Below are 21,648 nucleotides of genomic sequence, written 5' to 3' on the forward strand. Positions count from 1 at the left end.
GGCCCAGGCCGCCCCCAAGGGCGAGACCAAGGACGAGGCCCCCACCGGCCCCGAGCTGGTCACCCTCAAGGGCCCGGCCGCCGCCGTCGCGAAGAACATGAACGCCTCCCGCGACCTCCCGACGGCCACATCCGTCCGCGCGGTCCCGGTGAAGCTGCTCTTCGACAACCGCATCGTCATCAACAACCACCTCAAGCGCGCCCGCGGCGGGAAGGTCTCCTTCACGCACCTCATCGGGTACGCGATGGTGCAGGCGATGAAGCTGATGCCGTCGATGAACCACTCCTACGCGGAGAAGGACGGCAAGCCCACCCTCGTCAAGCCCGAGCACGTCAACCTCGGCCTCGCCATCGACCTGGTCAAGCCCAACGGCGACCGCCAGCTCGTCGTCGCGGCGATCAAGAAGGCCGAGACGCTGAACTTCTTCGAGTTCTGGCAGGCCTACGAGGACATCGTCCGCCGGGCCCGTAACAACAAGCTCACGATGGACGACTTCGCCGGGGTGACCTGCTCGCTCACCAACCCCGGCGGCATCGGCACCGTGCACTCCGTGCCCCGCCTGATGCCCGGCCAGTCGGTCATCCTCGGCGTCGGCGCGATGGAGTACCCGGCGGAGTTCCAGGGCACCTCCCAGGACACCCTGAACAAGCTCGGCATCTCCAAGGTCATGACCCTGACCTCGACGTACGACCACCGGGTGATCCAGGGCGCCGCCTCCGGCGAGTTCCTGCGCATCCTGCACCAGCTGCTGCTGGGCGAGAACGGCTTCTTCGACGAGATCTTCCAGGCCCTGCGCATCCCGTACGAGCCGGTGCGCTGGCTCAAGGACATCGACGCGAGCCACGACGACGACGTCTCCAAGGCCGCCCGGGTCTTCGACCTGATCCACTCCTACCGGGTCCGCGGCCATGTCATGGCCGACACCGACCCGCTGGAGTACAAGCAGCGCAAGCACGCCGACCTCGACATCACCGAGCACGGGCTCACGCTGTGGGACCTGGAGCGCGAGTTCGCCGTCGGCGGCTTCTCCGGCAAGTCGATGATGAAGCTGCGCGACATCCTCGGCGTCCTGCGCGACTCGTACTGCCGCACCACCGGCATCGAGTACATGCACATCCAGGACCCGAAGCAGCGCAAGTGGATCCAGGACCGGGTCGAGCGCTCGCACGCCAAGCCGGAGCGCGAGGAGCAGCTGCGCATCCTCCGCCGGCTCAACGCGGCAGAGGCCTTCGAGACCTTCCTGCAGACGAAGTACGTCGGCCAGAAGCGCTTCAGCCTCGAAGGCGGCGAGTCGACGATCCCGCTGCTGGACGCCGTCCTGGACGCCGCAGCTGAGTCCCGCCTCGACGAGGTCGTCATCGGCATGGCCCACCGCGGCCGGCTGAACGTCCTCGCCAACATCGTCGGCAAGTCCTACGCGCAGATCTTCCGCGAGTTCGAGGGCAACCTCGACCCGAAGTCGATGCACGGCTCCGGCGACGTGAAGTACCACCTGGGCGCCGAGGGCACCTTCACCGGGCTGGACGGCGAGCAGATCAAGGTCTCGCTCACCGCCAACCCCTCGCACCTCGAGGCGGTCGACCCGGTCGTCGAGGGCGTCGTCCGCGCCAAGCAGGACATCATCGGCAAGGGCGGTACGGACTTCACCGTCCTGCCGGTCGCGATCCACGGCGACGCGGCCTTCGCGGGCCAGGGCGTGGTGGCCGAGACGCTCAACATGTCCCAGCTGCGCGGCTACCGCACCGGCGGCACCGTGCACGTGGTCATCAACAACCAGGTCGGCTTCACCGCTCCCCCGGAGTCGGCACGCTCGTCCATGTACGCCACCGACGTGGCCCGCATGATCGAGGCCCCGATCTTCCACGTGAACGGCGACGACCCGGAGGCCGTGGTCCGCGTGGCCCGGCTCGCCTTCGAGTTCCGCCAGGCGTTCAACAAGGATGTGGTCATCGACCTCATCTGCTACCGCCGCCGCGGGCACAACGAGTCGGACGCGCCGCAGTTCACCAACCCCAAGATGTACTCGCTGATCGACAAGAAGCGCTCGGTGCGCAAGCTCTACACCGAGTCCCTGATCGGCCGCGGCGACATCACCATGGAAGAGGCCGAGCAGGCGCTGCAGGACTTCCAGGGCCAGCTGGAGAAGGTCTTCACCGAGGTCCGCGAGGCCACCGCCTCCCCGGCCCCGGTCGAGGTCCCGGCCGCCGAGAAGGAATTCCCGGTCAAGGTCGACTCCTCGGTCTCCCAGGAGGTCGTCAAGCGCATCGCCGAGTCGCAGGTGAACATCCCCGACCACGTCACCGTCCACCCCCGGCTGCGCCCGCAGCTGGAGCGCCGGGCGGCCATGGTCGAGGACGGCACCATCGACTGGGGCATGGGCGAGACCCTCGCCATCGGCTCGCTGCTGATGGAGGGCACCCCGGTACGGCTCGCCGGCCAGGACTCCCGCCGCGGCACCTTCGGCCAGCGGCACGCGGTCCTCGTCGACCAGCAGACCGGCGACGACTACACCCCGCTGAACTACCTCTCCGAGGGCCAGGCCCGCTACAACGTCTACGACTCGCTGCTCAGCGAGTACGCGGCGATGGGCTTCGAGTACGGCTACTCGCTTGCCCGGCCGGAGTCGCTGGTCATGTGGGAGGCCCAGTTCGGCGACTTCGTCAACGGCGCGCAGACCGTCGTCGACGAGTTCATCTCGTCCGCCGAGCAGAAGTGGGGCCAGACGTCCGGCGTCACGCTCCTCCTGCCGCACGGCTACGAGGGCCAGGGCCCGGACCACTCCTCGGCCCGGATCGAGCGCTTCCTGCAGCTCTGCGCCCAGAACAACATGACGGTCGCGATGCCCTCGCTCCCGTCGAACTACTTCCACCTGCTGCGCTGGCAGGTCCACAACCCGCACCACAAGCCGCTGGTCGTCTTCACCCCGAAGTCGATGCTCCGGCTGAAGGCGGCGGCGTCGAAGCCGGAGGAGTTCACCAACGGCGGCTTCCGCCCGGTGATCGGCGACAACTCCGTCGACCCGGCGGCGGTCCGTAAGATCGTCTTCTGCTCCGGCAAGGTCTACTACGACCTCGACGCCGAGCGGCAGAAGCGCGGTCTGACGGACACGGCGATCATCCGGCTGGAGCGGCTGTACCCGCTGCCGGCCGCGGAGATCCAGGCGGAGCTGGCGAAGTTCTCGGGCGCCGAGAAGTTCGTCTGGGCCCAGGAGGAGCCGGCCAACCAGGGCGCATGGCCGTTCATCGCCCTGAACCTGCTGGACCACCTGGACCTGATCATCGGCTCCGAGCCGGTCCCCAACGCCGACCGGCTGCGCCGGGTGTCCCGCCCGTCGGGCTCGGCCCCCGCGGTCGGCTCGGCGAAGCGCCACCAGGCTGAGCAGGCCGCGCTGGTCGCGGAGGTCTTCGACCTCTAGGGCAATCGCTGTTACGAAGCCCGGCACCCGTTCACGGGTGCCGGGCTTCGGCGTGCTCGCGGCGGAATACCCTGGTCACATGTACTTCACCGACCGCGGCATCGAGGAGCTGGAGAAGCGGCGCGGCGAGGAGGAGATCTCCTTCGCCGAACTCGCGGAGCTGCTGCGCACCTTCACCGATCTCAACCCCGACTTCGAGGTCCCCGTGGAGCGCCTCGCGACCTGGCTGGCCAGGCTCGACGACGAGGACGAGGACGACTGACCCGAGCCCGGCCGCTTGACATCCCGAATCCGCGATATATCGTGTCTCTTATAGACGCGATATGTTGCGTTGGCTTATTCAGTCCAGGGAGGCCCCGGGCATGGCACGGGAACACCAGGTTTCATCACCCCAGGCGCTCGACTTCGACGGCCCCGTCGACACGCTGAAGGTCCGTCTCGTCGGCGGCGCCGTGAACATCGTGGGCTCCGAAGGGCCCGGCGCCCGGCTCGAGATCACCGAGATCGACGGCCCGCCGCTGGAGGTCACCCACGAGGACGGCCAGCTCACGGTCACGTACGAGGACATGGGCTGGAAGGGCTTCCTGCAGCGCCTGGAGCGCAAGGGCTGGCGCCGCCGGGCCGTCGTCTCCCTGGCCGTCCCGGAGGGCACCCGGGTCGAGGTCGGCGTGGTGACGGCGAGCGCCGTCGTCTCCGGCATCACCGGCCGTACGGACGTCCGCGGCGTCTCCGGTGACGCGACGATCACCGGCATCGCCGGCGACATCCGCGCCGAGACGGTCTCCGGCAACCTCGACGCCCAGGGCATCACGGGCGACCTGCGCTTCAGCTCCGTATCCGGCGCGCTGACGGTCGTCGACGGCGCGCTGTCCGCGGCGAAGGCGGACAGCGTCAGCGGCGACATGGTCCTCGACCTCGCCCAGGGCGTCCGCGACGCGGGCATCCGCATCAGCACGGTCTCCGGCGATGTCGCCCTGCGGCTGCCGGAGTCCGCCTCCCTTACGGTCGACGCCGGCACCGCCAGCGGCGCGGTCTCCAACGCCTTCGACGAGCTGCAGGTCAACGGCGCGTGGGGCGCCAAGAACATCAGCGGCCGGCTCGGCGACGGCAAGGGCAAGCTCGGGGTCAACACGGTCTCCGGCGCCGTCGCCCTGCTCCGCCGCCCGCCCGTCGACGACGGCCCCCCTGGGGACCACCCCGCCGACGCCGAGCCCTCCGACAAGAAGGTGCTGTAGACATGCCTCCCGTCTTCGCCCACGGCCGCCTGCGGCTGTACCTCCTCAAGCTCCTCGACGAGGCGCCGCGCCACGGCTACGAGGTCATCCGGCTGCTCGAGGAGCGCTTCCAGGGCCTCTACGCCCCCTCCGCCGGCACCGTCTACCCGCGGCTGTCCAAGCTCGAGGCCGAGGGCCTCGTCACGCACACCACGGAGGGCGGCCGCAAGGTCTACTCCATCACCGACGCGGGCCGCGCCGAACTGGCCGCCCGCGCGGGCGAGCTGGAGGAGCTCGAGCTGGAGATCCGCGACTCGGTGGCCGAGCTGGCGGCCGAGATCCAGGCGGACGTCAGCGGTACGGCGAGCGACCTCCGCCGCGATGTGAAGGCCGCCGCCCGGGAGGCCCGCAGCAAGGGCGGCACCTCCGGCGGCTGGTCCTGGACCGGCGCCGGGCCGGGCGGCGAGAAGGAGGCCTGGCGCCAGGCCAAGGAGGAGATGAAGCGCGCCAAGGACGAGTGGAAGGAACAGGCCCGCCGCGCCAAGGACGAGACCCGCCGCGCCCAGCAGGACGCCAAGGCCGCCCGCGAGGAGGCGAAGGCCGCCCACGAGGCGCTGCGCGACCAGGCGACCCGTATCGCCAAGCAGGTCCAGGACCAGGTCCAGGCGGGCGCCCGGGCCGGCGACTGGCCCGGCGGCCTCCGCGACGGACTGTCGGAACTCACCCGCGAACTGGGCCGCCTCGGCTCCGCGGCGGGCACCCCCTGGCCGGGCTACATCAAGCCGGACCCGCCGACGGCGGACCTGCCCGACTGGGCGGAGGCTGACGCCCCGGCGGCGGACGCCACCCCGGCCGAGCTCGCCCGCGAGCTGGAACGCCTCCTGGACCGCTTCCGCGACGACGTCCGCGACGCCGCCCGCGACCACGGCGTCACCCCGGACCAGCTCCGCGAGGCCCGCCGCCATCTGTCGACGGCGGCGGCGCACATCGCGGCGCTGCTGAAGTCCCCGCAGAAATAGTCCGCGGGGGATGTCGAGATCGGCCGACCGGCTCCGTCCCCGCTGTGAACGTGACCAGAATGGGTCGCACGCAGCGAGGAGAACACCATGGCCAAGTACCTGCTTCTGAAGCACTACCGCGGCGCCCCGGCCGCGGTGAACGACGTGCCGATGGACCAGTGGACGCCCGAGGAGATCTCGGCCCACCTGCAGTACATGAACGACTTCGCGGCCCGGCTGGAGAAGACCGGCGAGTTCGTCGACAGCCAGGCGCTGTCCCCCGAGGGGACGTTCGTCCGGTACGACGGTGAGGGCCGCCCGCCGGTCACGGACGGCCCGTTCGCCGAGACCAAGGACGTCATCGCGGGCTGGATGGTGATCGACGTCGACAGCTACGAGCGCGCCGTCGAGCTGGCCGGCGAGCTGTCGGCCGCCCCCGGCGCGGGCGGCAAGCCGATCCACGAGTGGCTGGAACTGCGCCCGTTCTACGGTGCGTCGCCCACCATCTCGGACTCGGAGTGCCTGTTCAAGTGACGCGGCTGGACGAGGCCCTGCTGCGGAGCCTCACGCCGAGCGTCCTCGTCGTCCTCGTCCGCCGCGGAGCCGACTCGCGGCGGCCGAGGACGCCGTACAGGACGCGCTCGTCGAGGCGGTCCGGGTCTGGCCGGACGACCCTTCCCCAAGCTCTCGGCTTCGCTCGAGCAGGGGATACCCCATTCGGGACGCGAAGGGCTGGCTGGTCACGGTGGCCTGGCGCAAGTTCCTCGACGCCACCCGCGCCGACACCGCCCGCCGCCGGCGCGAGGACCGCGTGGAGGAGGAGCCGGCGCCGGGCCCCGCGCCCGCCGCGGACGACACCCTCCAGCTCTACTTCCTCTGCGCCCACCCGTCGCTGACGCCGTCCTCCGCCGTCGCGCTGACGCTGCGCGCGGTCGGCGGGCTGACCACCCGCCAGATCGCCCAGGCCTACCTGGTGCCCGAGGCGACCATGGCGCAGCGCATCAGCCGCGCCAAGCGCACCGTGGCGAAGGTCCGCTTCGACCAGCCCGGCGATGTCGCGACGGTGCTGCGGGTCCTCTACCTGGTCTTCAACGAGGGCTACTCGGGCGATGTCGACCTGGCCGCCGAGGCCATCCGCCTCACCCGCCAGCTGGCGCGTGCGATCGACCACCCGGAGGTCTCCGGCCTCCTCGCCCTCATGCTGATCCACCACGCCCGGCGGGCCGCCAGAACCGCGCCGGACGGCAGCCTGGTGCCGCTCGCCGAGCAGGACCGCGGCCGGTGGGACACCACATTGATCTCGGAGGGCATCGCGATCCTCCAGGCCGCCCTCGCCCGCGACCGGCTGGGCGAGTTCCAGGCCCAGGCCGCCATCGCGGCGCTGCACGCGGACGCGCAGACCGCAGGGGAGACCGACTGGGTGCAGATCGTCGAGTGGTACGACGAGCTCACACGGCTGACCGACAGCCCGGTCGTACGGCTCAACCGCGCGGTCGCCGTGGGCGAGGCCGACGGGCCGCGCGCGGGGCTGGCGGCGCTGGCGAAGGTCGATGCCGCGCTCCCCCGCCACACGGCGGTGGCGGCGTACCTCCACGAGCGCGACGGCGACCTGACAAAGGCGGCGCGGCTGTACGCGGAGGCGGCCCACCAGGCGCCCAACCTCGCCGAGCGCGACCACCTGACGCGCCAGGCCGCCCGGCTCAACGCCCGTACCCGCTGAAGGGCCTACGCCGCCTTGCGGAGCACCCGCTCCACGTCCCCGTAACCGGCGCCCTGGTCCGCCAGGACCTCCGCCGCCGGCCCGGGAGCCGAGAGCAGCGCCAGCAGCAGATGCTCGTCGCCGATCTGCTTGTCCCCGCGCCCGAGCGCGACCTTCAGCGACCGCTCCAGCACCTTCTTCGCCCCCTGGTCGAACCGCCCGTCGCGCCACCGGCGCCCCCGCGGCTGCGCCCCGAGCACCCCCGCGCCGTGCGCCTCCTCCACGCGCCCGACGATCTCCGCCACATCGATGCCGATCCCGGCCAGCGCCTCCGCGTCGGACTTCGACAGCCCGCCCCGCTGCCGCGCCGCGTCCAACTCGCGCTCCACGGCCGCGCGATCGACTCCGAGCGCGGCGAGCGCGTCCGCCGCCCGCGTGCCCTGTCCCGCGAGAAGCACCAGCACCAGGTGCTCCTCCGTCACCCACGCATCACCCCGCCGCTCCGCGGCCTCCGCGGCGCCCCGCACCACATCCTTCGCGGCCCGCGTAAAACGCTCGAACATCACTGCCTCCCATGCTTCTTGTGCACGGCCTGCCGGCTCACGCCCAGCTCCGCGGCGATCTCCTGCCACGACCAGCCCTGCGCCCGCGCGGAGCGCACCTGCACGGCCTCCAGCCGCTCCAGAAGCCGCCGCAGCGCGGCGACGGCCCGCAGCCCCACACGGGGGTCGCGGTCGCCGGCGCGCTCGGCAAGATCGGTTGCTTCGGTCATACGTGTCAATGTACGTTGACACGCATGCCGATGTCAACCGCAGTTGACAGTGCCGCGGGGACGGTCAGCCGACCGTCAGCACCACCTTCCCGAAGAGCTCCCCCCGCTCCATCCGCTCGAAGCCCTCCCGCGCCCGCTCCAGCGGCAGTTCGCTGTCGAGTACGGGCCGCACGCCCTTCGCCGCGCAGAAGCTGAGCAGCCCGGCCAGCTCGTCCTTGCTCCCCATCGTCGACCCGACGATCTTCAGCTCGAGGAAGAAGATCCGCTGCAGCTCACCGCTCGGCGGCGTGAAGCCGCTCGTCGCGCCGGAGATCACCATCGTCCCGCCGGGCTTCAGCGACTTGATGGAGTGCGACCAGGTGGCCGCGCCGACCGTCTCGATCACGGCGTCCACCCGGTGCGGCAGCCGCGCCCCGCTCTCGAAGGCGGCCTCGGCGCCCAGCTGTTCGGCCCGCTTCCGCTTGACCTCGTCCCGGCTGGTCGCGAACACCCGCAGCCCGGCCGCGGCCCCCAGCACGATCGCCGCGGTCGCCACACCCCCGCCCGCGCCCTGCACCAGTACCGAATCCCCGGGCCGTACGCCCGCGTTGGTGAAGAGCATCCGGTACGCGGTCAGCCACGCCGTCGGCAGGCAGGCCGCCTCCGCGAAGGAGAGCTCCTTGGGCTTGGGCAGCACATTCCACTGCGGTACGGCCACCCGCTCGGCGAAGGTGCCCTGATACCGCTCGGTGAGGATCGAGCGCGGCTCGTCAGGGCCGACGCCATGGCCGGACTCGCCGATGACGGAGTGCAGCACGACCTCGTTCCCGTCGGCGTCCACCCCCGCGGCATCGCAGCCGAGGATCATCGGCAGCCGCTCGTCGGGGAGTCCGACCCCGCGCAGCGACCAGAGGTCGTGGTGATTGAGGGAGGCGGCACGTACGTCGATCACCGTCCAGCCGGGCGGCGCCTCGGGCTCGGGGCGCTCCCCCAACTCGAGCCCGGCGAGCGGCTGATCACGGTCGATTCGAGCGGCGTAAGCAGCAAACATGCCCCGACGCTACGCCCCGGTAGGCCGCCCCACCAGCACGCACGCCCCGGAAGGGACGCAAGTCACGAGGGTATTCAGGCACGGATATACGCGCGTACTAGACGCTCGTTTAATACACCCGTATAGTTCTGCTCAGCCGCCCCGAAGGACGGCCGCCCAGCCCACGGTTTCACCGCGTTTCACGCCTCCGCCGCCGACTGAAACCCCACTGCGGCCCCGGTGAAAGCGGCCGGCTCCAAGCTCTGGGTCATGACAACGACCCGGGAGGGAAACACCATGCGAAGCACCAAGGGAATCCGGCGCCACGCGGCCGCCTTCGCCCGCTTCGTCGGCCTCGGCGGCGGCGTCACCCTGACCGCCTCCGCGGCGCTGGTGGCCCTCTCCCAGTGGCTCCCCTTCATGGCCGCCAACGCGATCACCACGGTGGCCTCCACCGTGGTCGCCACCGAGCTGCACGCCCGCATCACCTTCCGGGCCGGCAGCCCGGGCCTCCGCGAGCACCTGCAGAGCGCGGCCACCATCGCCGCCGGCTGGCTGGTCACCTCGGGTGCGGTCGCCGCGCTGCACGCGACCCGCCCCGACGCGGGCATCGCGCTGGAGCAGGCGGTCTACCTCTCCGCGACCGCGCTGGTCGGCCTCGGCCGCTACGTCATCCTCCGGCTGGCCGTCTTCACGGAGAAGAAGCCCGCCGCCCAGCCGCAGGTCGTCGTGCACGCACGACAGGGCGGCACGAGCCGTCGCGACTCGTACCGCCCTGTGGCGTAAGGAAAATGCGGCTACAGCACCTTCGACAGGAAGGCCTGGGTCCGCTGGTGCTGCGGGTTCGCGAGCACGTCGCGCGGGTTGCCGGACTCGACCACCATGCCGTCGTCCATGAAGACCAGCGAGTCGCCGACCTCCCGGGCAAAGCCCATCTCGTGCGTGACGACGACCATCGTCATGCCGTCGCGGGCCAGGTCGCGCATGACGTCCAGCACCTCGCCGACGAGCTCCGGGTCGAGCGCCGAGGTGGGCTCATCGAAGAGCATCAGCTTCGGCTCCATCGCCAGCGCCCGGGCGATGGCGACCCGCTGCTGCTGGCCGCCGGAGAGCTGGGACGGGTAGTTCCCGGCCTTGTCGGCCAGGCCGACGCGGTCGAGGAGCCGCAGCGCCCGCTCCCGTACGACCTTCTTCGACTCCCGCTTGACCTGGGTCGGCGCCTCCATGACGTTCTCGATCGCCGTCATGTGCGGGAAGAGGTTGAAGCGCTGGAACACCATGCCGATGTCCTTGCGCTGCGCCGCGACCTCCTTGTCCCGCAGCTCGTAGAGCTTGTCGCCCTTCTGCCGGTAGCCCACCAGGTGGTCACCGACGTAGAGCCGGCCGGCGTTGATCTTCTCGAGGTGGTTGATGCACCGCAGGAAGGTCGACTTGCCGGACCCGGAGGGACCGACGATGCAGAAGACCTCGCCCTCCTTGACCTCCAGGTCGATGCCCTTGAGGACGTGGGTGGCGCCGAAAGACTTGTGGACGCTCTCGGACTTGACCATGGTTCGGGTCATCGCGCACCCCTCGTGCCCATCAGGCGCGGCCCGGAGGACAGGTTGCCCCTGATCTTCTGCCACGGCGTCGGCGGGAGCTCGCGCAGCGAGCCCTTCGCGTAATGCCGCTCGATGTAGAACTGGATGATGCTGAAGAAGGTCGTCATGGCCAGGTACCAAATGGCGATGGTGAAGTACATCTCCATCACATTCAGCTTCTCCGAGGAGACGTCCTGAGCCACGAAGGTCATCTCGTGGTACGTGATCACGAAGGCCAGCGACGAGGTCTTCAGCATGTTGATGAACTCGTTGCCGGTCGGCGGGATGATCACGCGCATCGCCTGGGGCAGCACGATGCGCCGCATCGTCTTGCCCTTGCTCATGCCGAGCGCCTGCGAGGCCTCGGTCTGGCCCTCGTCCACCGACTGGATGCCCGCGCGCACGATCTCCGCCATGTAGGCGGCCTCGTTGAGCGCGAGACCGAGGAGCGCCGCCACGAAGGGCGTCATGACCTCGGTCATCTCGTTCTTGTAGAACGGCATCAGGTTCAGCGTCGGGAAGATCAGCGCCAGGTTGTACCAGAGCAGCAGCTGCAGCAGCACCGGCGTGCCGCGGAAGACCCAGATGTAGAGGTTGGCGAAGCCCGAGGTCACCGGGTTCTTCGACAGCCGCATCACCGCGAGCACGACGCCGAGCACCACGCCGATCACCATGGAGAGCACGGTGATCAGCAGCGTGTTCTTGGCCCCGTCGAGGACCCGGTCGTTGAAGAGGTACTCGGGGATGTCGTTCCACTGGATCTTCGCGTTGGCGAAGGCGATGCCGAGCAGCGCCAGCAGCGCCAGCACCACGATGCCACTCACCCAGCGCCACGGGTGGCGGACCGGGATGGCCTTGATGGCCTCTGGCGGCACCGCGGTGGCGGTGCCGGTCTTGGAGTACCCGGAACCGGCCGGCGGGGTGTCGGCCGGTTCCCTCGGGTTGTAGTCAGTCACGAAAGCGTCTTTCTACGGGGCCGTGCTTATTCGTTGCCGCCGTTGACGGCGGCCTTCGTGACGGCGCCCTGCTCGACGTTCCACTTCTTGAGGACCTTGCCGTACTCGCCGTTCTCGATGATCTTGTCGAGCGCCTTGACGAGGGCGTCGCGCAGCTCCTTCTGCTCCTTCGGCACCGCGATGCCGTACGGAGCGGCCTCGACCTGCTCGCCGACGACCTCGAAGTCCTTGCCGCCGCCGGAGGTCTTCGCGTTGTACGCCGCGACCGGGAAGTCGTTCAGGTCGGCGACCGCGCGCTCCTGGCGGACCTGCAGCAGGGCCTCGGTGTCCTTGGTGAAGGGCAGCACCTCGATGGGCTTGTCGCACTTCTTGTTCTGCGCCTTGGCGATGTCGGCGGAGACCGTGCCGCGCTGCAGGGCGACCTTCTTGCCGCAGAGGTCGTCGAGGGTCTCGAGCTTGTGCGGGTTGCCCTTGTTGGTCAGGATCGAGACGCCGGCGGTGAAGTAGTCGACGAAGTCGACCTTGCCCTGGCGGTCCTTGTTGTCCGTCATCGACGACATGATCATGTCGAAGCGGCCGGTCTGCATCGCCGGGATCAGGTTGTCGAAGGTGTTGTTCTTGAACTCCACCTTCACCCCGAGCTCCTTGCCGAGCGCGTTGGCGATGTCGATGTCGACGCCGGTGGTCTTGCCGCCCTTGGTGAACTCCATCGGGGCGTAGGCGACGTCCGAACCGATCTTGAGGACGCCGGCGTCGCGGACCTTCTTCGGCAGCTCCTTGTTCAGGGAGGAGGTGCTGCCGTTGGTCTTCTCGCTGTCGCCACTGCCGCCCTCGGTCTGGTCGCCGCAGGCGGACAGGACAAGGGCGCCCGCGACCGCGAGTGCGCTCACCGCGGCCAGACGGTGCTTGGCCGGGGTGGTGCGACGGGTGGTGCTTGCGGTCATGCTGGTTCCTCCTGCGGTGATGAGGGGGTCGCCACGATCTCGCACACGCGGATGGGTGGACGAGATTCCGTTTGATTTACGGCATCCTGCCATCCGGAAGGGCCTCTTCTGACTGTCGCCCTGATCAAAATCCCATAACAGGTGGTTCGCCGGGCGACATCGCGTGCGCATATATATGCGAACCGCTGCAGAATACCCCAACGACACGGATATACGAGAATAAGTGGCATAGGCCACACACGCCCGGCCCCGGCCCCGCCTCCGGAAACGGATCCGGTAACGAATCGGACTCGCGCTCCGTAGCGGTCTTCCGGTAGAAAGGGCCGTTACACCCCTCACCCGGGGCCGCGGGCGCGTGTGCGGCGCGCTCGAGACGTTCGTACCTCCCCCTGGCGGCGGGCCACCTCGCCACCGGGACGGACGTGGTTCCCGCCCGTCTCCAACAAGGAGGCGGCCACCCTCGACATTTCCGTGACTAAAGGGGTCAATCAAAGTGGCAGCCGAGATCGTCAATCCGCCCAGCGATACGGGTTCCGAGGACGAGTTCTTCGACCCGGCCTTCGCGCTGCACCGCGGCGGGAAGATGGCCATCCAGGCAACCGTGCCGGTGAACGACAAGGACGACCTGTCCCTGGCGTACACGCCCGGCGTCGCCAAGGTCTGCAGCGCCATCGCCGAGCAGCCGGAGCTGGTGCACGACTACACCTGGAAGTCCCAGGTCGTCGCGGTCGTCACCGACGGCAGCGCGGTGCTCGGGCTCGGTGACATCGGCCCGGAGGCGTCCCTCCCCGTGATGGAGGGCAAGGCCATTCTGTTCAAGCAGTTCGGCGGCGTGGACGCGGTGCCGGTGGCGCTGGCCACGCAGGATGTGGACGAGATCGTCGAGACCGTGGTCCGGCTCGCGCCGTCCTTCGGCGGCGTGAACCTGGAGGACATCGCCGCCCCCCGCTGCTTCGAGATCGAGCGCAAGCTGCAGGAGCGCCTCGACATCCCGGTCTTCCACGACGACCAGCACGGCACCGCCGTGGTGACGCTGGCCGCGCTCCGTAACGCCGCGAAGCTCTCAGGCCGCGGGCTCTCCGAGCTCCGGGCGGTCATCTCCGGCGCCGGCGCCGCGGGGGCCGCGATCGCGAAGTTCCTGGTCGAGGCGGGCATCGGCGATGTCGCCGTGACGGACCGCAAGGGCATCGTGTCCCGTGACCGGACAGACCTGACCGCCGCCAAGCGGGAGATCGCCGAGCTGACGAACAAGGCGAAGCTGTCCGGCTCGCTGGAGTCGGCGCTGGACGGCGCGGACGTCTTCATCGGCGTCTCGGGCGGCACCGTGCCGGAGGAGGCCGTGGCCAAGATGGCGCCGGGCTGCTTCGTCTTCGCGATGGCCAACCCGAACCCGGAGGTCCACCCGGACGTGGCGCACAAGTACGCCGCGGTGGTGGCCACCGGCCGTTCCGACTTCCCGAATCAGATCAACAACGTCCTGGCCTTCCCCGGCATCTTCGCCGGCGCGCTCCAGGTCCGGGCCTCCCGTATCACCGAGGGCATGAAGCTCGCGGCGGCCGAGGCCCTGGCGGAGGTCGTCGCCGACGAGCTCTCCGCGGACAAGGTCATCCCGTCGCCCTTCGACGAGCGCGTGGCCCCGGCGGTGACCCGCGCGGTCGCGGCCGCTGCCCGCGCGGAGGGCGTGGCGCGTCGCTGAGCGAGCATGCGGACACGGAGGAGGGCGCGACGGGTTTGTCGCGCCCTCCTTGCTGTGCGCGGGTCAGCGCAGCGCCAGCACCATCGCGTCCCGGGGCGAGGCCCAGACCGTACGGGCCTCCGCGAAGCCGCCGGCCCGCAGCGTCCGCGCGTGCCAGTCCGCCGAGGGGACCGCGTCGTGGTGGTCCGACTCGCCGCGCGTCGGATCCCCGAAGATCTGGAATCGCTCGGCCGCGTACGGACCCAGCACCGGGTCCGCGGCCACATCGCGCCACCACTCCGCCCAGTCCTGCACCCCGGCCGCCGACTCCGCGGCCTGCCGCGCCTTCGCGTGCGCCCGCGCCCGCTCGTTGATCCGCGGCGTCGACTCGTCCGGCATGTGGTCGGCGTTCAGGAACACACCGCCCTCCCGTACGACCCCCGCCAGCTGCCCGTACAGCGTCGCGAGCGCGTCGGTCTCCAGCCAGTGCAGCGCCGTGGCGGTGAGCACCACGTCGTACTCCCGGTGCGGCAGCGCCGCCGTCCAGTCCGCGTCCCGCAGATCCGCGCTGACGAACTCCGCCCGCGCCTCGTCCGCGAAGTACCCGCGCGCGATCGCCAGCAGCGCCGGGTCCAGATCGACTCCCGTCGTACGGGCCTCAGGGAACCGCCGCAGCACCCGGTCCGAGATCGACCCCGTGCCGCACGCGAGGTCGAGCACCCGCGGGGCCGGGCCCGCGAACGCCTCGGTCATGTCGAGCATGACGCGGAAGCGGTCCTCGCGGTCCGGCATGTACCACTCCTGCTGCCGGTCCCAGCTGGTCTGCCAGGCCTCCCAGCCAGCGCTGATCGTCTCGGTGCCGGTCATTTGCGTCCCCTCGCTCACGTAATACCCTCGTAGCAAGGTCGCCCATTACGCGACCTCAGAGCCGACAGTAACCCTCGTCCCGTAAGGACCACAAGTGGAACTGGCCTATTACTCGGAGCTCGCCGTGCGTCTGGTGAACACGGAGGAGCCGGCTCGCGGCACCGACACGCTGACGTCCGTGGAGGTCGTGCGGGAGCTGTTCGGCCCGCAGCAGCAGGCGGCCCGCCGCGCCACCGACGCCGACGTGACCCGGCTGCGGGCGGTCAGGGCCCGGCTGCGCGCCGTCTTCGAGTCGGCCGGCGAGGGGGACGAGGTGCGGGCGGTGGACATGCTCAACGCGCTGCTGATGGAGTTCCCGGTCAGCCCGCAGATCTCCGGGCACGACCACCGCGACGAGGACGACCGGCCGCTGTGGCACCTGCACATCGCCGACCACCCGTCCAACGCCGGCGCCGGCTACACCGCCATGGCGTGCTTCGGACTGGCCACCGCGCTCACCGACTACGGCGTCGACCGGCTCGGCATCTGCCAGGCCGCGCCATGCCGTAACGCCTATATCGACACGTCGACGAACCGCTCCCGCCGCTACTGCTCGGACCGCTGCGCGACCCGCGCCAACGTCGCCGCCTACCGCGCCCGCAAGCGCCTGGAGAGCGGCCGCACGCAGGAGGCGGCCCAGCCGGCGACCGACCACACGCCGCGCTGACCCGCCGCGAGCGGCCGCACCCGCACCAGGCCGCGCGCGACGATGAGCTCGTCGGGTACGGCCCCGTACTCCCGGCTGTCGTTCTCCACGAAGCGGTTGTCGCCGAGCACCCACCAGCCGCCCTCGCGGCGCTCGATGGCGCGCTTGACCACCATCAGGTCCTGCTGGAACGGATGCCGCAACACGACGACGTCACCCGGACGCACGGCCGCGCCGTAACTCACCACCATCCGGTCACCCGGGCTGAGCGTGGGCACCATCGACGGGCCCGACACCTCGGCCACCCCGATCCGCCGCAGCCCGCGCCGCTCCCGCTCGCGCTCGGACTGCACCTGCTGCTCGGGCATCCCGGCCCTCCTCCGCGTGAATCCTCCACACAGTCCAGTCTGACCCTGGACTTTTGACCTAAGCCCATGGGGGCACTCGCCAAAACCCCCGGACTACGGAGTAATGTCCCATCTAGAAAGCGATCACGAGGAAGGACGCCCATGTTCTCTCGCCTCTTCGCCCCCAAGGTGAAGGTCAGCGCCCACTGCGACCTGCCCTGCGGTGTGTACGACCCGGCGCAGGCCCGCATCGAGGCCGAGTCGGTGAAGGCCGTGCAGGAGAAGTACCAGGCCAACGAAGACGCGGACTTCCGCACTCGCGCTGTTCTCATCAAGGAGCAGCGCGCCGAGCTTGCGAAGCACCATGTCTCGGTTCTGTGGAGCGACTACTTCAAGCCGCCGCACTTCGAGAAGTACCCGGAGCTGCACCAGCTGGTCAACGACACGCTGAAGGCGCTGTCCGCGGCCAAGGGCTCCAACGACCCGGCCACCGGCCAGAAGGCCCTGGACTACATCGCCCAGATCGACAAGATCTTCTGGGAGACCAAGCAGGGCTGAGCTACGCACAGCGCAGCAACGCACAAAGGCGCCCGGCGGATTGCTCCGCCGGGCGCCTTTGTGCGTGCGACTTCCGCGTCCGGGTCAGACGCCGGCCAGGGTGGTGCTGCCGTCGAGGATGCCGGTGACCAGGCTGAGGGGGTTCGCGGTGACGACGCTGGGGTCGAGCAGACTGCCGACGCCGCCGATGGGGAGGCCGTCGGCGGGTCCTGCGGCGGCGCTCGCGGGCGTGGATGCCAGGGCAGTCACGGCAATACCGGCAGCGATCACCACGACCGCCCGGCGGATACCTGCATGCATGACCTGCTCCTTGAGTGTGTGGGGGGAACGGACGCCCAGAGTCTGCCGGTTATGCCGCCACGCCCCCCGGGATGCACCCGATCGAGGGCGGGGCGCGAGCCCTATGATCATCCCGGGTATGCGCGGGAAGGTGGTCATCCAGCCCGGGAGTTGAGCAGATCGGCGTCGCGGTCCGCCACGCCGCGTGCCACTTCCCGCTCCGCCGTCGCGCGCGGGTGCCGGGGCAGCGCCAGGGTGGCCAGCAGCCCGAGCAGCATGCCCGCCGCGGCCACGTACACCGCCGTGCGGGTGCCGTCGGCCAGTGCGGTCCGCAGGGCCTCGCCGCGCTTGTCGCCGAGGCCCGCGTTGGCGACGGCGATGAGCAGCGCGAGGCCGATCGCGGCGCCGGACTGCTGGGTGGTGGCGGCCATGCCGGAGGCGATGCCCTGCTCCTGCGGGGCCACGCCCGACGCGGCGGCGATCCACATGCCGGTCCAGGCGATGCCCTGTCCGACGCTGGAGACGATGAGGCCCGGCACCGCCGCCGCGTAGCCGCCGTCCGCCGAGATGACGACGGCCAGCAGCGCCGTGCCGACGACCCCGATGCCGAAGCCGGTCAGCAGTGTGGCCCGGGTGGTGACGCGGGTGGCCAGGCGCTCGCCGAGCTGGGTGCCCGCGGCGATCGCGAGCGACGGCACCAGGAAGGCGAGCCCGGTGGTCAGCGGGCTGAAGCCGTACACGCTCTGGAAGAGCAGCGTCTGGAAGTACGGCAGCGCGCCGAACGTGCCCATGAAGACGGCCGTGATGGCCATCCCCGCCACCAGGCTGCGGTTGCGGAACAGCCGCAGCGGCATCAGCGGGTCGCGGCTGCGCGCCTCGACCGTGACGAAGGCGGCGAGCAGCACGACCGCGAGCGCCGCCGCTGCCAGGATCCCCGGCGAGGTCCAGCCCGACTCCGGGCCCTGCACCAGCGCGTAGACGAGGAGCGTGGTGCCGCCGGTGGCGGTGATCGCGCCCAGCAGGTCGAAGCCGCGGGCGCCGCCCGCGCGGACGTCGCGCGGGATGAAGGCCAGCGCGCCGGCCGCGACGGCGGCGGCGAGCGGGACGTTCACGTAGAAGACCGCCTCCCAGCCGAACGCGTCGGTGAGGATGCCGCCGAGCAGCGAGCCGAGGGTCAGGCCGCTGGCGCCCGCACCGCCCCAGACGGCCAGGGCGCGGTTACGGGACCGGCCCTCGGCGAAGAGCGTGTTGATCATCGAGAGGGTGGCCGGGAAGAGCAGCGCTCCGCCGAGCCCCTGCACCGCGCGCATCGCGATCAGCAGCGCCGGGTCGCCGGCGAGGCCGCCGGCCAGGGAGGAGACCGCGTACAGGCCGAGCGCGATGACGAACATCCGCCGCCGCCCCAGCATGTCCGCGGCCCGGCCGCCGAGCAACAGCAGGCCGCCGAAGGCGACCACGTAGGCGCTGACGACCCATTGCAGGGACTGCTCGGAGAAGCCGAGGTCTGCGCCGATCTCGGGGAGGGCGACGAAGACGATGTAGATGTCGAGCGCGATGATCAGCTGCGCCAGGGCGAGCACGGCCAGCACCCAGCCGAGATGGCGGGGCGCGGGTGGTGCTGGAGGTGTGGCAGGCATGGGTGGGGACCGGGACCTTTCCGCGATCGAGGGTACGACCGTACGTGGATATACGTACCGTTGTCAGTACGAGGATCCTCGTACTGTCCGCGGAGTCCTGTCAAGACCGTTCGACTGTTTACGTACGGACGGGCTATCGTGCCCGTATGGCCGTCACCCATCCCACCCGGGACCAGATCCAGCTGGACAACCTCTTCGCCGCGCTGGGCAATCCGCTGCGGCTGCAGGTCGTCCGCGAGCTGGCCGCCGACGGCGGCGAGCGGCGCTGCTCCAGCTTCTTTCCCGAGGTCGCCAAGTCGACGCTGACCCACCACTGGCGGGTGCTGCGCGAGGCCGGCCTGATCTGCCAGCGCCCGTCGGGGCGCGAACTGCTGCTCTCCCTGCGGCGCGACGACGTCGAGGCCCGCTTCCCGGGGCTGCTCGACGCGGTGCTCGGGGCGGCCGAGAGCGAGAGCGCGAAGGACCCGGCCGCCGTGCGCTAGCCGGGTCCTGTCGCGGCGGGCACTCAGCCCTCGATCGCGCTCTGGTCCATCCACATGATGTTCCAGACATGCCCGTCCGGGTCGGTGAAGCCGCGGCCATACATGAACCCCTCGTCGGTGGCGTCGCCGTGGGCCTTGCCGCCGGCGGCGAGCGCCTTGTCGACCAGCGTGTCGACGGCCTCGCGGCTGTCGGCGGAGAGGGCGATCAGGGCCTCGTTGACGGCGGCGGTATCGGCGATCTCCTGCTGGGTGAAGCCCTTGAAGAACTGCTCGGTCAGCAGCATCGCGAAGATGTTCTCGTCGATGACGAGGCAGGCGGCGTTGTCGTCGGTGAACTGCTTGTTGAACTCGTAGCCGAGCGCCTCGAAGAAGGCGATGGAGCGGCTCAGGTCCTTGACCGGCAGGTTGACGAAGATGCTGGTGGCCATGGTGGGTGTCCCTTCGGATTCTTTCGGATGCTTCCGTTTGCTGATCTCTTGTTGTCGTACGGATAGACCGGGCCCCCGCCGGAAACTCATCGCGCCTGCGCCTTCCGGTCGTTGGCGCGGCGACGTAATCTCGATTACATGCTTACTTCCGAAGAACTCGACGCCGTACGCGGCTGGTTCGCCGGACGTCTCCCCGACGGGCTCTACGCATCGCCGCTGGACGTCACCGTCGACCGCGAAGAGATCACCGTGATCGGCTCCATCCCCGCCCCCGAGCTCGCCGACGACGCCTCGGACGCGGAGCGGGAGGCGGCGGCCGAGGGCCGCATCTCCGAATTCCGCTCCCGCACCCGCAAGGAGCGCATGGCGGTGGCCCGCGCCGCCGAGAAGCGCTACCGCAAGAAGGTGTCCTGGGGCGTCGACTGCGGCGGTACCCGCGAGGTGTTCACCAATGTCGCGGCCCCCGTGATGACCCGGCTGCGGCAGCCGGAGCGGCAGGTGCTCGACACCCTCATAGCGGGCGGGGTCGCGCGGAGTCGCAGCGACGCGCTGGCCTGGTGCGTACGGCTGGTGCAGGCGAACACCGACGACTGGCTCGGCGAGCTGCGCGACTCCCTCGCCGAGGTGCAGCGGGTGCGGGCGCAGGGGCCGGACCGGGGGCCGGAGGCCACGGCGGACCAGCCGCCCGAGGACCAGCCGCCGGCGAAGGACTGACGGTCAGGCCCAGCGCACCTCGCGCGCCGCGCCCTCGTCGGCCGCGAAGTCCAGCAGCTCCTCGGCGCGCTGCTCCAGCACGGCGCGATCGCGCTTGCCGAGCGGGGCGAACGGCGTCAGCTCCGCCTCCGCCCTGCCCTTGGCGCGGGTGACGCGCCACTGCCCGGCCACGAAGCCGTCGAGCAGGATCGTGCCGAGGACCATGCCGTTGTGGGTGAAGACCCGCTTCTCGGCGGGCTTGTCGATGATCCGGGTGCGGTCGCCGTGCGAGAGCAGCGCGTTGTCGAACGGGGCCAGCAGCATCGGCTCGACCGGGGCATCGGGGTCCGGGAGCGGGGCGTCCGGGAGGTCGTAGAGCTCCTTGCCGTGCTCGTTCCGGTACGTCACCAGCCGCGGCCGCAGCCGGGTGAAGGCGGCCTTCGTCCCGGTCAGGCACGACCACTTCTGGAAGTCCTGGACGGTGGCGGGTCCGTATGCCGCGAGGTAGCGCAGGATGACGTCGTCCGGCGCCGGGTCGGTCGCCGACTCCGCGCCCAGCCACTGATCGGCGTGCGCGTAGACGAGCCCGCCACTCTCGCCCCACAGGCCGCGCGGCGGCACCTGCACCAGGGGGAGCAGGCTGCGGGCGAGATACGCGAGGGAGTTGCCGTCCCGGCCGGGGAAGGACTCGGTGAGCCGGGCGCCCAGGTCATCGTTGTGCAGCGGCCCGTCCACGAGCGCCTTCCGCGCCGCGGCGGCCACTTCCGCCGGGTCGATGCCGGGGAGCTTGCGCCCGTACTGGCTGTGAAAAAGCGTCTTGTCGAGATACGGCTGCATCACCGCGCGCAGCCGGAGCGCGTCCCGGGCGCTGACCAGGTGGATGGTGCCGCGCATCAGGACGACCCGGACCACCGTCCGCTCGGTCAGCAGCCCCGACAGATCCGCCGGCCGGAAGCCGGGGATGCGGGTGAAGAGCTGGTAGTACGGCGGGTCGCCCGCCTGTGCCTGCAGCCCGGCCACATGCTCGGCCACGTCCACGGCGCTCACGCCCGCCGATGCGCGCGGGGCGAGCCATTGGCGGTGCAGGAGCGCGCGGTTGAGGGCCCGCTGTCCGAGTACGGTCATGCCCGCGAAGGTACCTACTTTTTGCGATTGGCGTAGGCCCGCGCCGCCCGGACCCGATTGCCGCACTTGGTGGTGCACCAGCGCCGGGCGGCGTGCGAGCGCAGGAACCAGCGCGAACAGCCCTGCGCCGCGCAGGCCGCGAGCTGCTCGCCGTCGGGCCCGGTCAGCAGCTCCGCGGCGTCCTCGGCGAGCAGGGACAGCGCGGCGCCCGCGGGGTCGGCGGCGTCGGGCTCGGCGGCGCGCCGCGGGCCGGTGGCCGGGTCCCAGTCGAGGCGGGGGGTGGGA

At 70.6% G+C, this 21,648-nt stretch carries 24 protein-coding genes and 1 pseudogene; 12 read left to right on the forward strand and 13 right to left on the reverse strand.

What is annotated here, in order from left to right; genetic code table 11:
- Positions 1 to 55 precede the first annotated feature (55 nt).
- From G5C51_RS25675 to G5C51_RS25700, 6 genes and pseudogenes are all read left to right on the forward strand, one after another.
- Complete coding sequence (locus G5C51_RS25675) at positions 56 to 3,415, forward strand: multifunctional oxoglutarate decarboxylase/oxoglutarate dehydrogenase thiamine pyrophosphate-binding subunit/dihydrolipoyllysine-residue succinyltransferase subunit (RefSeq protein ID WP_165240601.1); 3,360 nt, start codon at positions 56 to 58, stop codon at positions 3,413 to 3,415.
- A 79-nt stretch (positions 3,416 to 3,494) separates the two neighbouring features.
- Complete coding sequence (locus G5C51_RS25680) at positions 3,495 to 3,677, forward strand: DUF6104 family protein (RefSeq protein ID WP_165240580.1); 183 nt, start codon at positions 3,495 to 3,497, stop codon at positions 3,675 to 3,677.
- Between the two features lie 100 nt (positions 3,678 to 3,777).
- Complete coding sequence (locus tag G5C51_RS25685) at positions 3,778 to 4,650, forward strand: DUF4097 family beta strand repeat-containing protein (protein ID WP_165240581.1); 873 nt, start codon at positions 3,778 to 3,780, stop codon at positions 4,648 to 4,650.
- Between the two features lie 2 nt (positions 4,651 to 4,652).
- A complete protein-coding gene (locus tag G5C51_RS25690) occupies positions 4,653 to 5,648 on the forward strand; it encodes a PadR family transcriptional regulator (protein ID WP_165240582.1) in 996 nt (331 codons plus the stop codon).
- Between the two features lie 87 nt (positions 5,649 to 5,735).
- Positions 5,736 to 6,161: a YciI family protein gene (locus tag G5C51_RS25695; RefSeq protein WP_165240583.1), complete on the forward strand. Its 426-nt coding sequence runs from the start codon at positions 5,736 to 5,738 to the stop codon at positions 6,159 to 6,161.
- A 5-nt stretch (positions 6,162 to 6,166) separates the two neighbouring features.
- Positions 6,167 to 7,347 (forward strand): annotated as a pseudogene (locus tag G5C51_RS25700) (RNA polymerase sigma factor).
- A gap of 5 nt (positions 7,348 to 7,352) precedes the next feature.
- Here G5C51_RS25700 and G5C51_RS25705 read toward each other — a convergent pair.
- The 3 genes from G5C51_RS25705 to G5C51_RS25715 form a co-directional block, all read right to left on the reverse strand.
- Positions 7,353 to 7,889 carry a Clp protease N-terminal domain-containing protein gene (locus tag G5C51_RS25705; RefSeq protein ID WP_165240584.1) on the reverse strand — a complete coding sequence of 179 codons (537 nt, stop codon included), beginning with the start codon at positions 7,887 to 7,889 and terminating at the stop codon, positions 7,353 to 7,355.
- Positions 7,889 to 8,098 carry a helix-turn-helix domain-containing protein gene (locus G5C51_RS25710; RefSeq protein WP_165240585.1) on the reverse strand — a complete coding sequence of 70 codons (210 nt, stop codon included), beginning with the start codon at positions 8,096 to 8,098 and terminating at the stop codon, positions 7,889 to 7,891. Before G5C51_RS25710 ends, G5C51_RS25705 begins: the two co-directional genes overlap by 1 nt.
- A 64-nt stretch (positions 8,099 to 8,162) precedes the next feature.
- Positions 8,163 to 9,128: a zinc-binding dehydrogenase gene (locus G5C51_RS25715; protein WP_165240586.1), complete on the reverse strand. Its 966-nt coding sequence runs from the start codon at positions 9,126 to 9,128 to the stop codon at positions 8,163 to 8,165.
- A gap of 276 nt (positions 9,129 to 9,404) precedes the next feature.
- Between G5C51_RS25715 and G5C51_RS25720 the strand changes: the two genes are divergently transcribed.
- Complete coding sequence (locus G5C51_RS25720) at positions 9,405 to 9,893, forward strand: GtrA family protein (protein WP_165240587.1); 489 nt, start codon at positions 9,405 to 9,407, stop codon at positions 9,891 to 9,893.
- Between the two features lie 11 nt (positions 9,894 to 9,904).
- Here the strand turns inward: G5C51_RS25720 and G5C51_RS25725 are convergent, their stop codons facing one another.
- The 3 genes from G5C51_RS25725 to G5C51_RS25735 are packed head-to-tail and all read right to left on the reverse strand — an operon-like array spanning position 9,905 to position 12,587.
- On the reverse strand, positions 9,905 to 10,669 hold the full coding sequence (locus G5C51_RS25725) for an amino acid ABC transporter ATP-binding protein (RefSeq protein WP_165240588.1): 765 nt from the start codon (positions 10,667 to 10,669) through the stop codon (positions 9,905 to 9,907).
- Entirely contained in the window at positions 10,666 to 11,643 is a 978-nt protein-coding gene (locus G5C51_RS25730) for an ABC transporter permease subunit (protein WP_165240589.1), read from the reverse strand. The genes G5C51_RS25725 and G5C51_RS25730 overlap by 4 nt, the downstream gene beginning before the upstream one ends.
- Before the next feature lie 26 nt (positions 11,644 to 11,669).
- A complete protein-coding gene (locus G5C51_RS25735; RefSeq protein ID WP_165240590.1) occupies positions 11,670 to 12,587 on the reverse strand; it encodes an ABC transporter substrate-binding protein in 918 nt (305 codons plus the stop codon).
- A 493-nt stretch (positions 12,588 to 13,080) separates the two neighbouring features.
- Between G5C51_RS25735 and G5C51_RS25740 the strand changes: the two genes are divergently transcribed.
- A complete protein-coding gene (locus G5C51_RS25740; RefSeq protein WP_165240591.1) occupies positions 13,081 to 14,283 on the forward strand; it encodes a malic enzyme-like NAD(P)-binding protein in 1,203 nt (400 codons plus the stop codon).
- Positions 14,284 to 14,346: 63 nt separating this feature from the next.
- Here G5C51_RS25740 and G5C51_RS25745 read toward each other — a convergent pair whose 3' ends face one another.
- Positions 14,347 to 15,129: a class I SAM-dependent methyltransferase gene (locus G5C51_RS25745; RefSeq protein WP_165240592.1), complete on the reverse strand. Its 783-nt coding sequence runs from the start codon at positions 15,127 to 15,129 to the stop codon at positions 14,347 to 14,349.
- A 94-nt stretch (positions 15,130 to 15,223) separates the two neighbouring features.
- Here G5C51_RS25745 and G5C51_RS25750 point away from each other — a divergent pair, with 94 nt between their 5' ends.
- Complete coding sequence (locus tag G5C51_RS25750; RefSeq protein WP_165240593.1) at positions 15,224 to 15,835, forward strand: ABATE domain-containing protein; 612 nt, start codon at positions 15,224 to 15,226, stop codon at positions 15,833 to 15,835.
- Here the strand turns inward: G5C51_RS25750 and sodX are convergent.
- The gene (gene sodX, locus G5C51_RS25755; RefSeq protein WP_165240594.1) at positions 15,757 to 16,182 is read right to left on the reverse strand and encodes a nickel-type superoxide dismutase maturation protease; all 426 of its coding nucleotides are present in this window, start codon (positions 16,180 to 16,182) and stop codon (positions 15,757 to 15,759) included. The genes G5C51_RS25750 and sodX overlap by 79 nt on opposite strands.
- 141 nt (positions 16,183 to 16,323) lie before the next feature.
- Here sodX and sodN point away from each other — a divergent pair, with 141 nt between their 5' ends.
- Positions 16,324 to 16,719, forward strand: a complete 396-nt coding sequence (sodN, locus tag G5C51_RS25760) for a superoxide dismutase, Ni (protein ID WP_165240595.1) — start codon at positions 16,324 to 16,326, stop codon at positions 16,717 to 16,719.
- Positions 16,720 to 16,803: 84 nt separating this feature from the next.
- Here sodN and G5C51_RS25765 read toward each other — a convergent pair whose 3' ends face one another.
- On the reverse strand, positions 16,804 to 17,019 hold the full coding sequence (locus tag G5C51_RS25765) for a hypothetical protein (protein ID WP_165240596.1): 216 nt from the start codon (positions 17,017 to 17,019) through the stop codon (positions 16,804 to 16,806).
- A 134-nt stretch (positions 17,020 to 17,153) separates the two neighbouring features.
- The gene (locus G5C51_RS25770) at positions 17,154 to 18,635 is read right to left on the reverse strand and encodes an MFS transporter (protein WP_206314321.1); all 1,482 of its coding nucleotides are present in this window, start codon (positions 18,633 to 18,635) and stop codon (positions 17,154 to 17,156) included.
- A 146-nt stretch (positions 18,636 to 18,781) separates the two neighbouring features.
- On the opposite strand from G5C51_RS25770, the gene G5C51_RS25775 reads away from it, so the two are divergent.
- Positions 18,782 to 19,117, forward strand: a complete 336-nt coding sequence (locus tag G5C51_RS25775; protein WP_165240597.1) for an ArsR/SmtB family transcription factor — start codon at positions 18,782 to 18,784, stop codon at positions 19,115 to 19,117.
- A gap of 23 nt (positions 19,118 to 19,140) precedes the next feature.
- Here G5C51_RS25775 and G5C51_RS25780 read toward each other — a convergent pair whose 3' ends face one another.
- Positions 19,141 to 19,545 carry a VOC family protein gene (locus G5C51_RS25780; RefSeq protein ID WP_165240598.1) on the reverse strand — a complete coding sequence of 135 codons (405 nt, stop codon included), beginning with the start codon at positions 19,543 to 19,545 and terminating at the stop codon, positions 19,141 to 19,143.
- Positions 19,546 to 19,683: 138 nt separating this feature from the next.
- Between G5C51_RS25780 and G5C51_RS25785 the strand changes: the two genes are divergently transcribed.
- Complete coding sequence (locus G5C51_RS25785) at positions 19,684 to 20,259, forward strand: hypothetical protein (RefSeq protein WP_165240599.1); 576 nt, start codon at positions 19,684 to 19,686, stop codon at positions 20,257 to 20,259.
- Between the two features lie 3 nt (positions 20,260 to 20,262).
- Here G5C51_RS25785 and G5C51_RS25790 read toward each other — a convergent pair whose 3' ends face one another.
- Positions 20,263 to 21,363 (reverse strand): winged helix DNA-binding domain-containing protein, encoded by a 1,101-nt coding sequence (locus G5C51_RS25790; RefSeq protein WP_165240600.1) that lies wholly within the window; start codon positions 21,361 to 21,363, stop codon positions 20,263 to 20,265.
- A gap of 14 nt (positions 21,364 to 21,377) precedes the next feature.
- The coding region (locus tag G5C51_RS25795; protein WP_206314322.1) for a CGNR zinc finger domain-containing protein at positions 21,378 to 21,648 on the reverse strand (271 nt) is incomplete at its 5' end.

The sequence above is a fragment of the Streptomyces coryli genome (assembly GCF_011044975.1).
Taxonomy (GTDB): Bacteria; Actinomycetota; Actinomycetes; order Streptomycetales; family Streptomycetaceae; genus Streptomyces; species Streptomyces coryli.

Excerpts from the sequence above, each read along its gene's own strand:
- sodX (WP_165240594.1), bottom strand. The coding sequence starts at position 16,182 with ATGCCCGAGCAGCAGGTGCAGTCCGAGCGCGAGCGGGAGCGGCGCGGG.
- G5C51_RS25695 (WP_165240583.1), top strand. The coding sequence starts at position 5,736 with ATGGCCAAGTACCTGCTTCTGAAGCACTACCGCGGCGCCCCGGCCGCG.
- G5C51_RS25765 (WP_165240596.1), bottom strand. The coding sequence starts at position 17,019 with ATGCATGCAGGTATCCGCCGGGCGGTCGTGGTGATCGCTGCCGGTATT.
- G5C51_RS25690 (WP_165240582.1), top strand. The coding sequence starts at position 4,653 with ATGCCTCCCGTCTTCGCCCACGGCCGCCTGCGGCTGTACCTCCTCAAG.
- G5C51_RS25725 (WP_165240588.1), bottom strand. The coding sequence starts at position 10,669 with ATGACCCGAACCATGGTCAAGTCCGAGAGCGTCCACAAGTCTTTCGGC.
- G5C51_RS25790 (WP_165240600.1), bottom strand. The coding sequence starts at position 21,363 with ATGACCGTACTCGGACAGCGGGCCCTCAACCGCGCGCTCCTGCACCGC.
- G5C51_RS25720 (WP_165240587.1), top strand. The coding sequence starts at position 9,405 with ATGCGAAGCACCAAGGGAATCCGGCGCCACGCGGCCGCCTTCGCCCGC.
- G5C51_RS25780 (WP_165240598.1), bottom strand. The coding sequence starts at position 19,545 with ATGGCCACCAGCATCTTCGTCAACCTGCCGGTCAAGGACCTGAGCCGC.
- G5C51_RS25745 (WP_165240592.1), bottom strand. The coding sequence starts at position 15,129 with ATGACCGGCACCGAGACGATCAGCGCTGGCTGGGAGGCCTGGCAGACC.
- G5C51_RS25770 (WP_206314321.1), bottom strand. The coding sequence starts at position 18,635 with ATGCCTGCCACACCTCCAGCACCACCCGCGCCCCGCCATCTCGGCTGG.
- G5C51_RS25680 (WP_165240580.1), top strand. The coding sequence starts at position 3,495 with ATGTACTTCACCGACCGCGGCATCGAGGAGCTGGAGAAGCGGCGCGGC.
- G5C51_RS25775 (WP_165240597.1), top strand. The coding sequence starts at position 18,782 with ATGGCCGTCACCCATCCCACCCGGGACCAGATCCAGCTGGACAACCTC.
- G5C51_RS25710 (WP_165240585.1), bottom strand. The coding sequence starts at position 8,098 with ATGACCGAAGCAACCGATCTTGCCGAGCGCGCCGGCGACCGCGACCCC.
- G5C51_RS25715 (WP_165240586.1), bottom strand. The coding sequence starts at position 9,128 with ATGTTTGCTGCTTACGCCGCTCGAATCGACCGTGATCAGCCGCTCGCC.
- G5C51_RS25705 (WP_165240584.1), bottom strand. The coding sequence starts at position 7,889 with ATGTTCGAGCGTTTTACGCGGGCCGCGAAGGATGTGGTGCGGGGCGCC.
- sodN (WP_165240595.1), top strand. The coding sequence starts at position 16,324 with ATGTTCTCTCGCCTCTTCGCCCCCAAGGTGAAGGTCAGCGCCCACTGC.
- G5C51_RS25685 (WP_165240581.1), top strand. The coding sequence starts at position 3,778 with ATGGCACGGGAACACCAGGTTTCATCACCCCAGGCGCTCGACTTCGAC.
- G5C51_RS25735 (WP_165240590.1), bottom strand. The coding sequence starts at position 12,587 with ATGACCGCAAGCACCACCCGTCGCACCACCCCGGCCAAGCACCGTCTG.
- G5C51_RS25785 (WP_165240599.1), top strand. The coding sequence starts at position 19,684 with ATGCTTACTTCCGAAGAACTCGACGCCGTACGCGGCTGGTTCGCCGGA.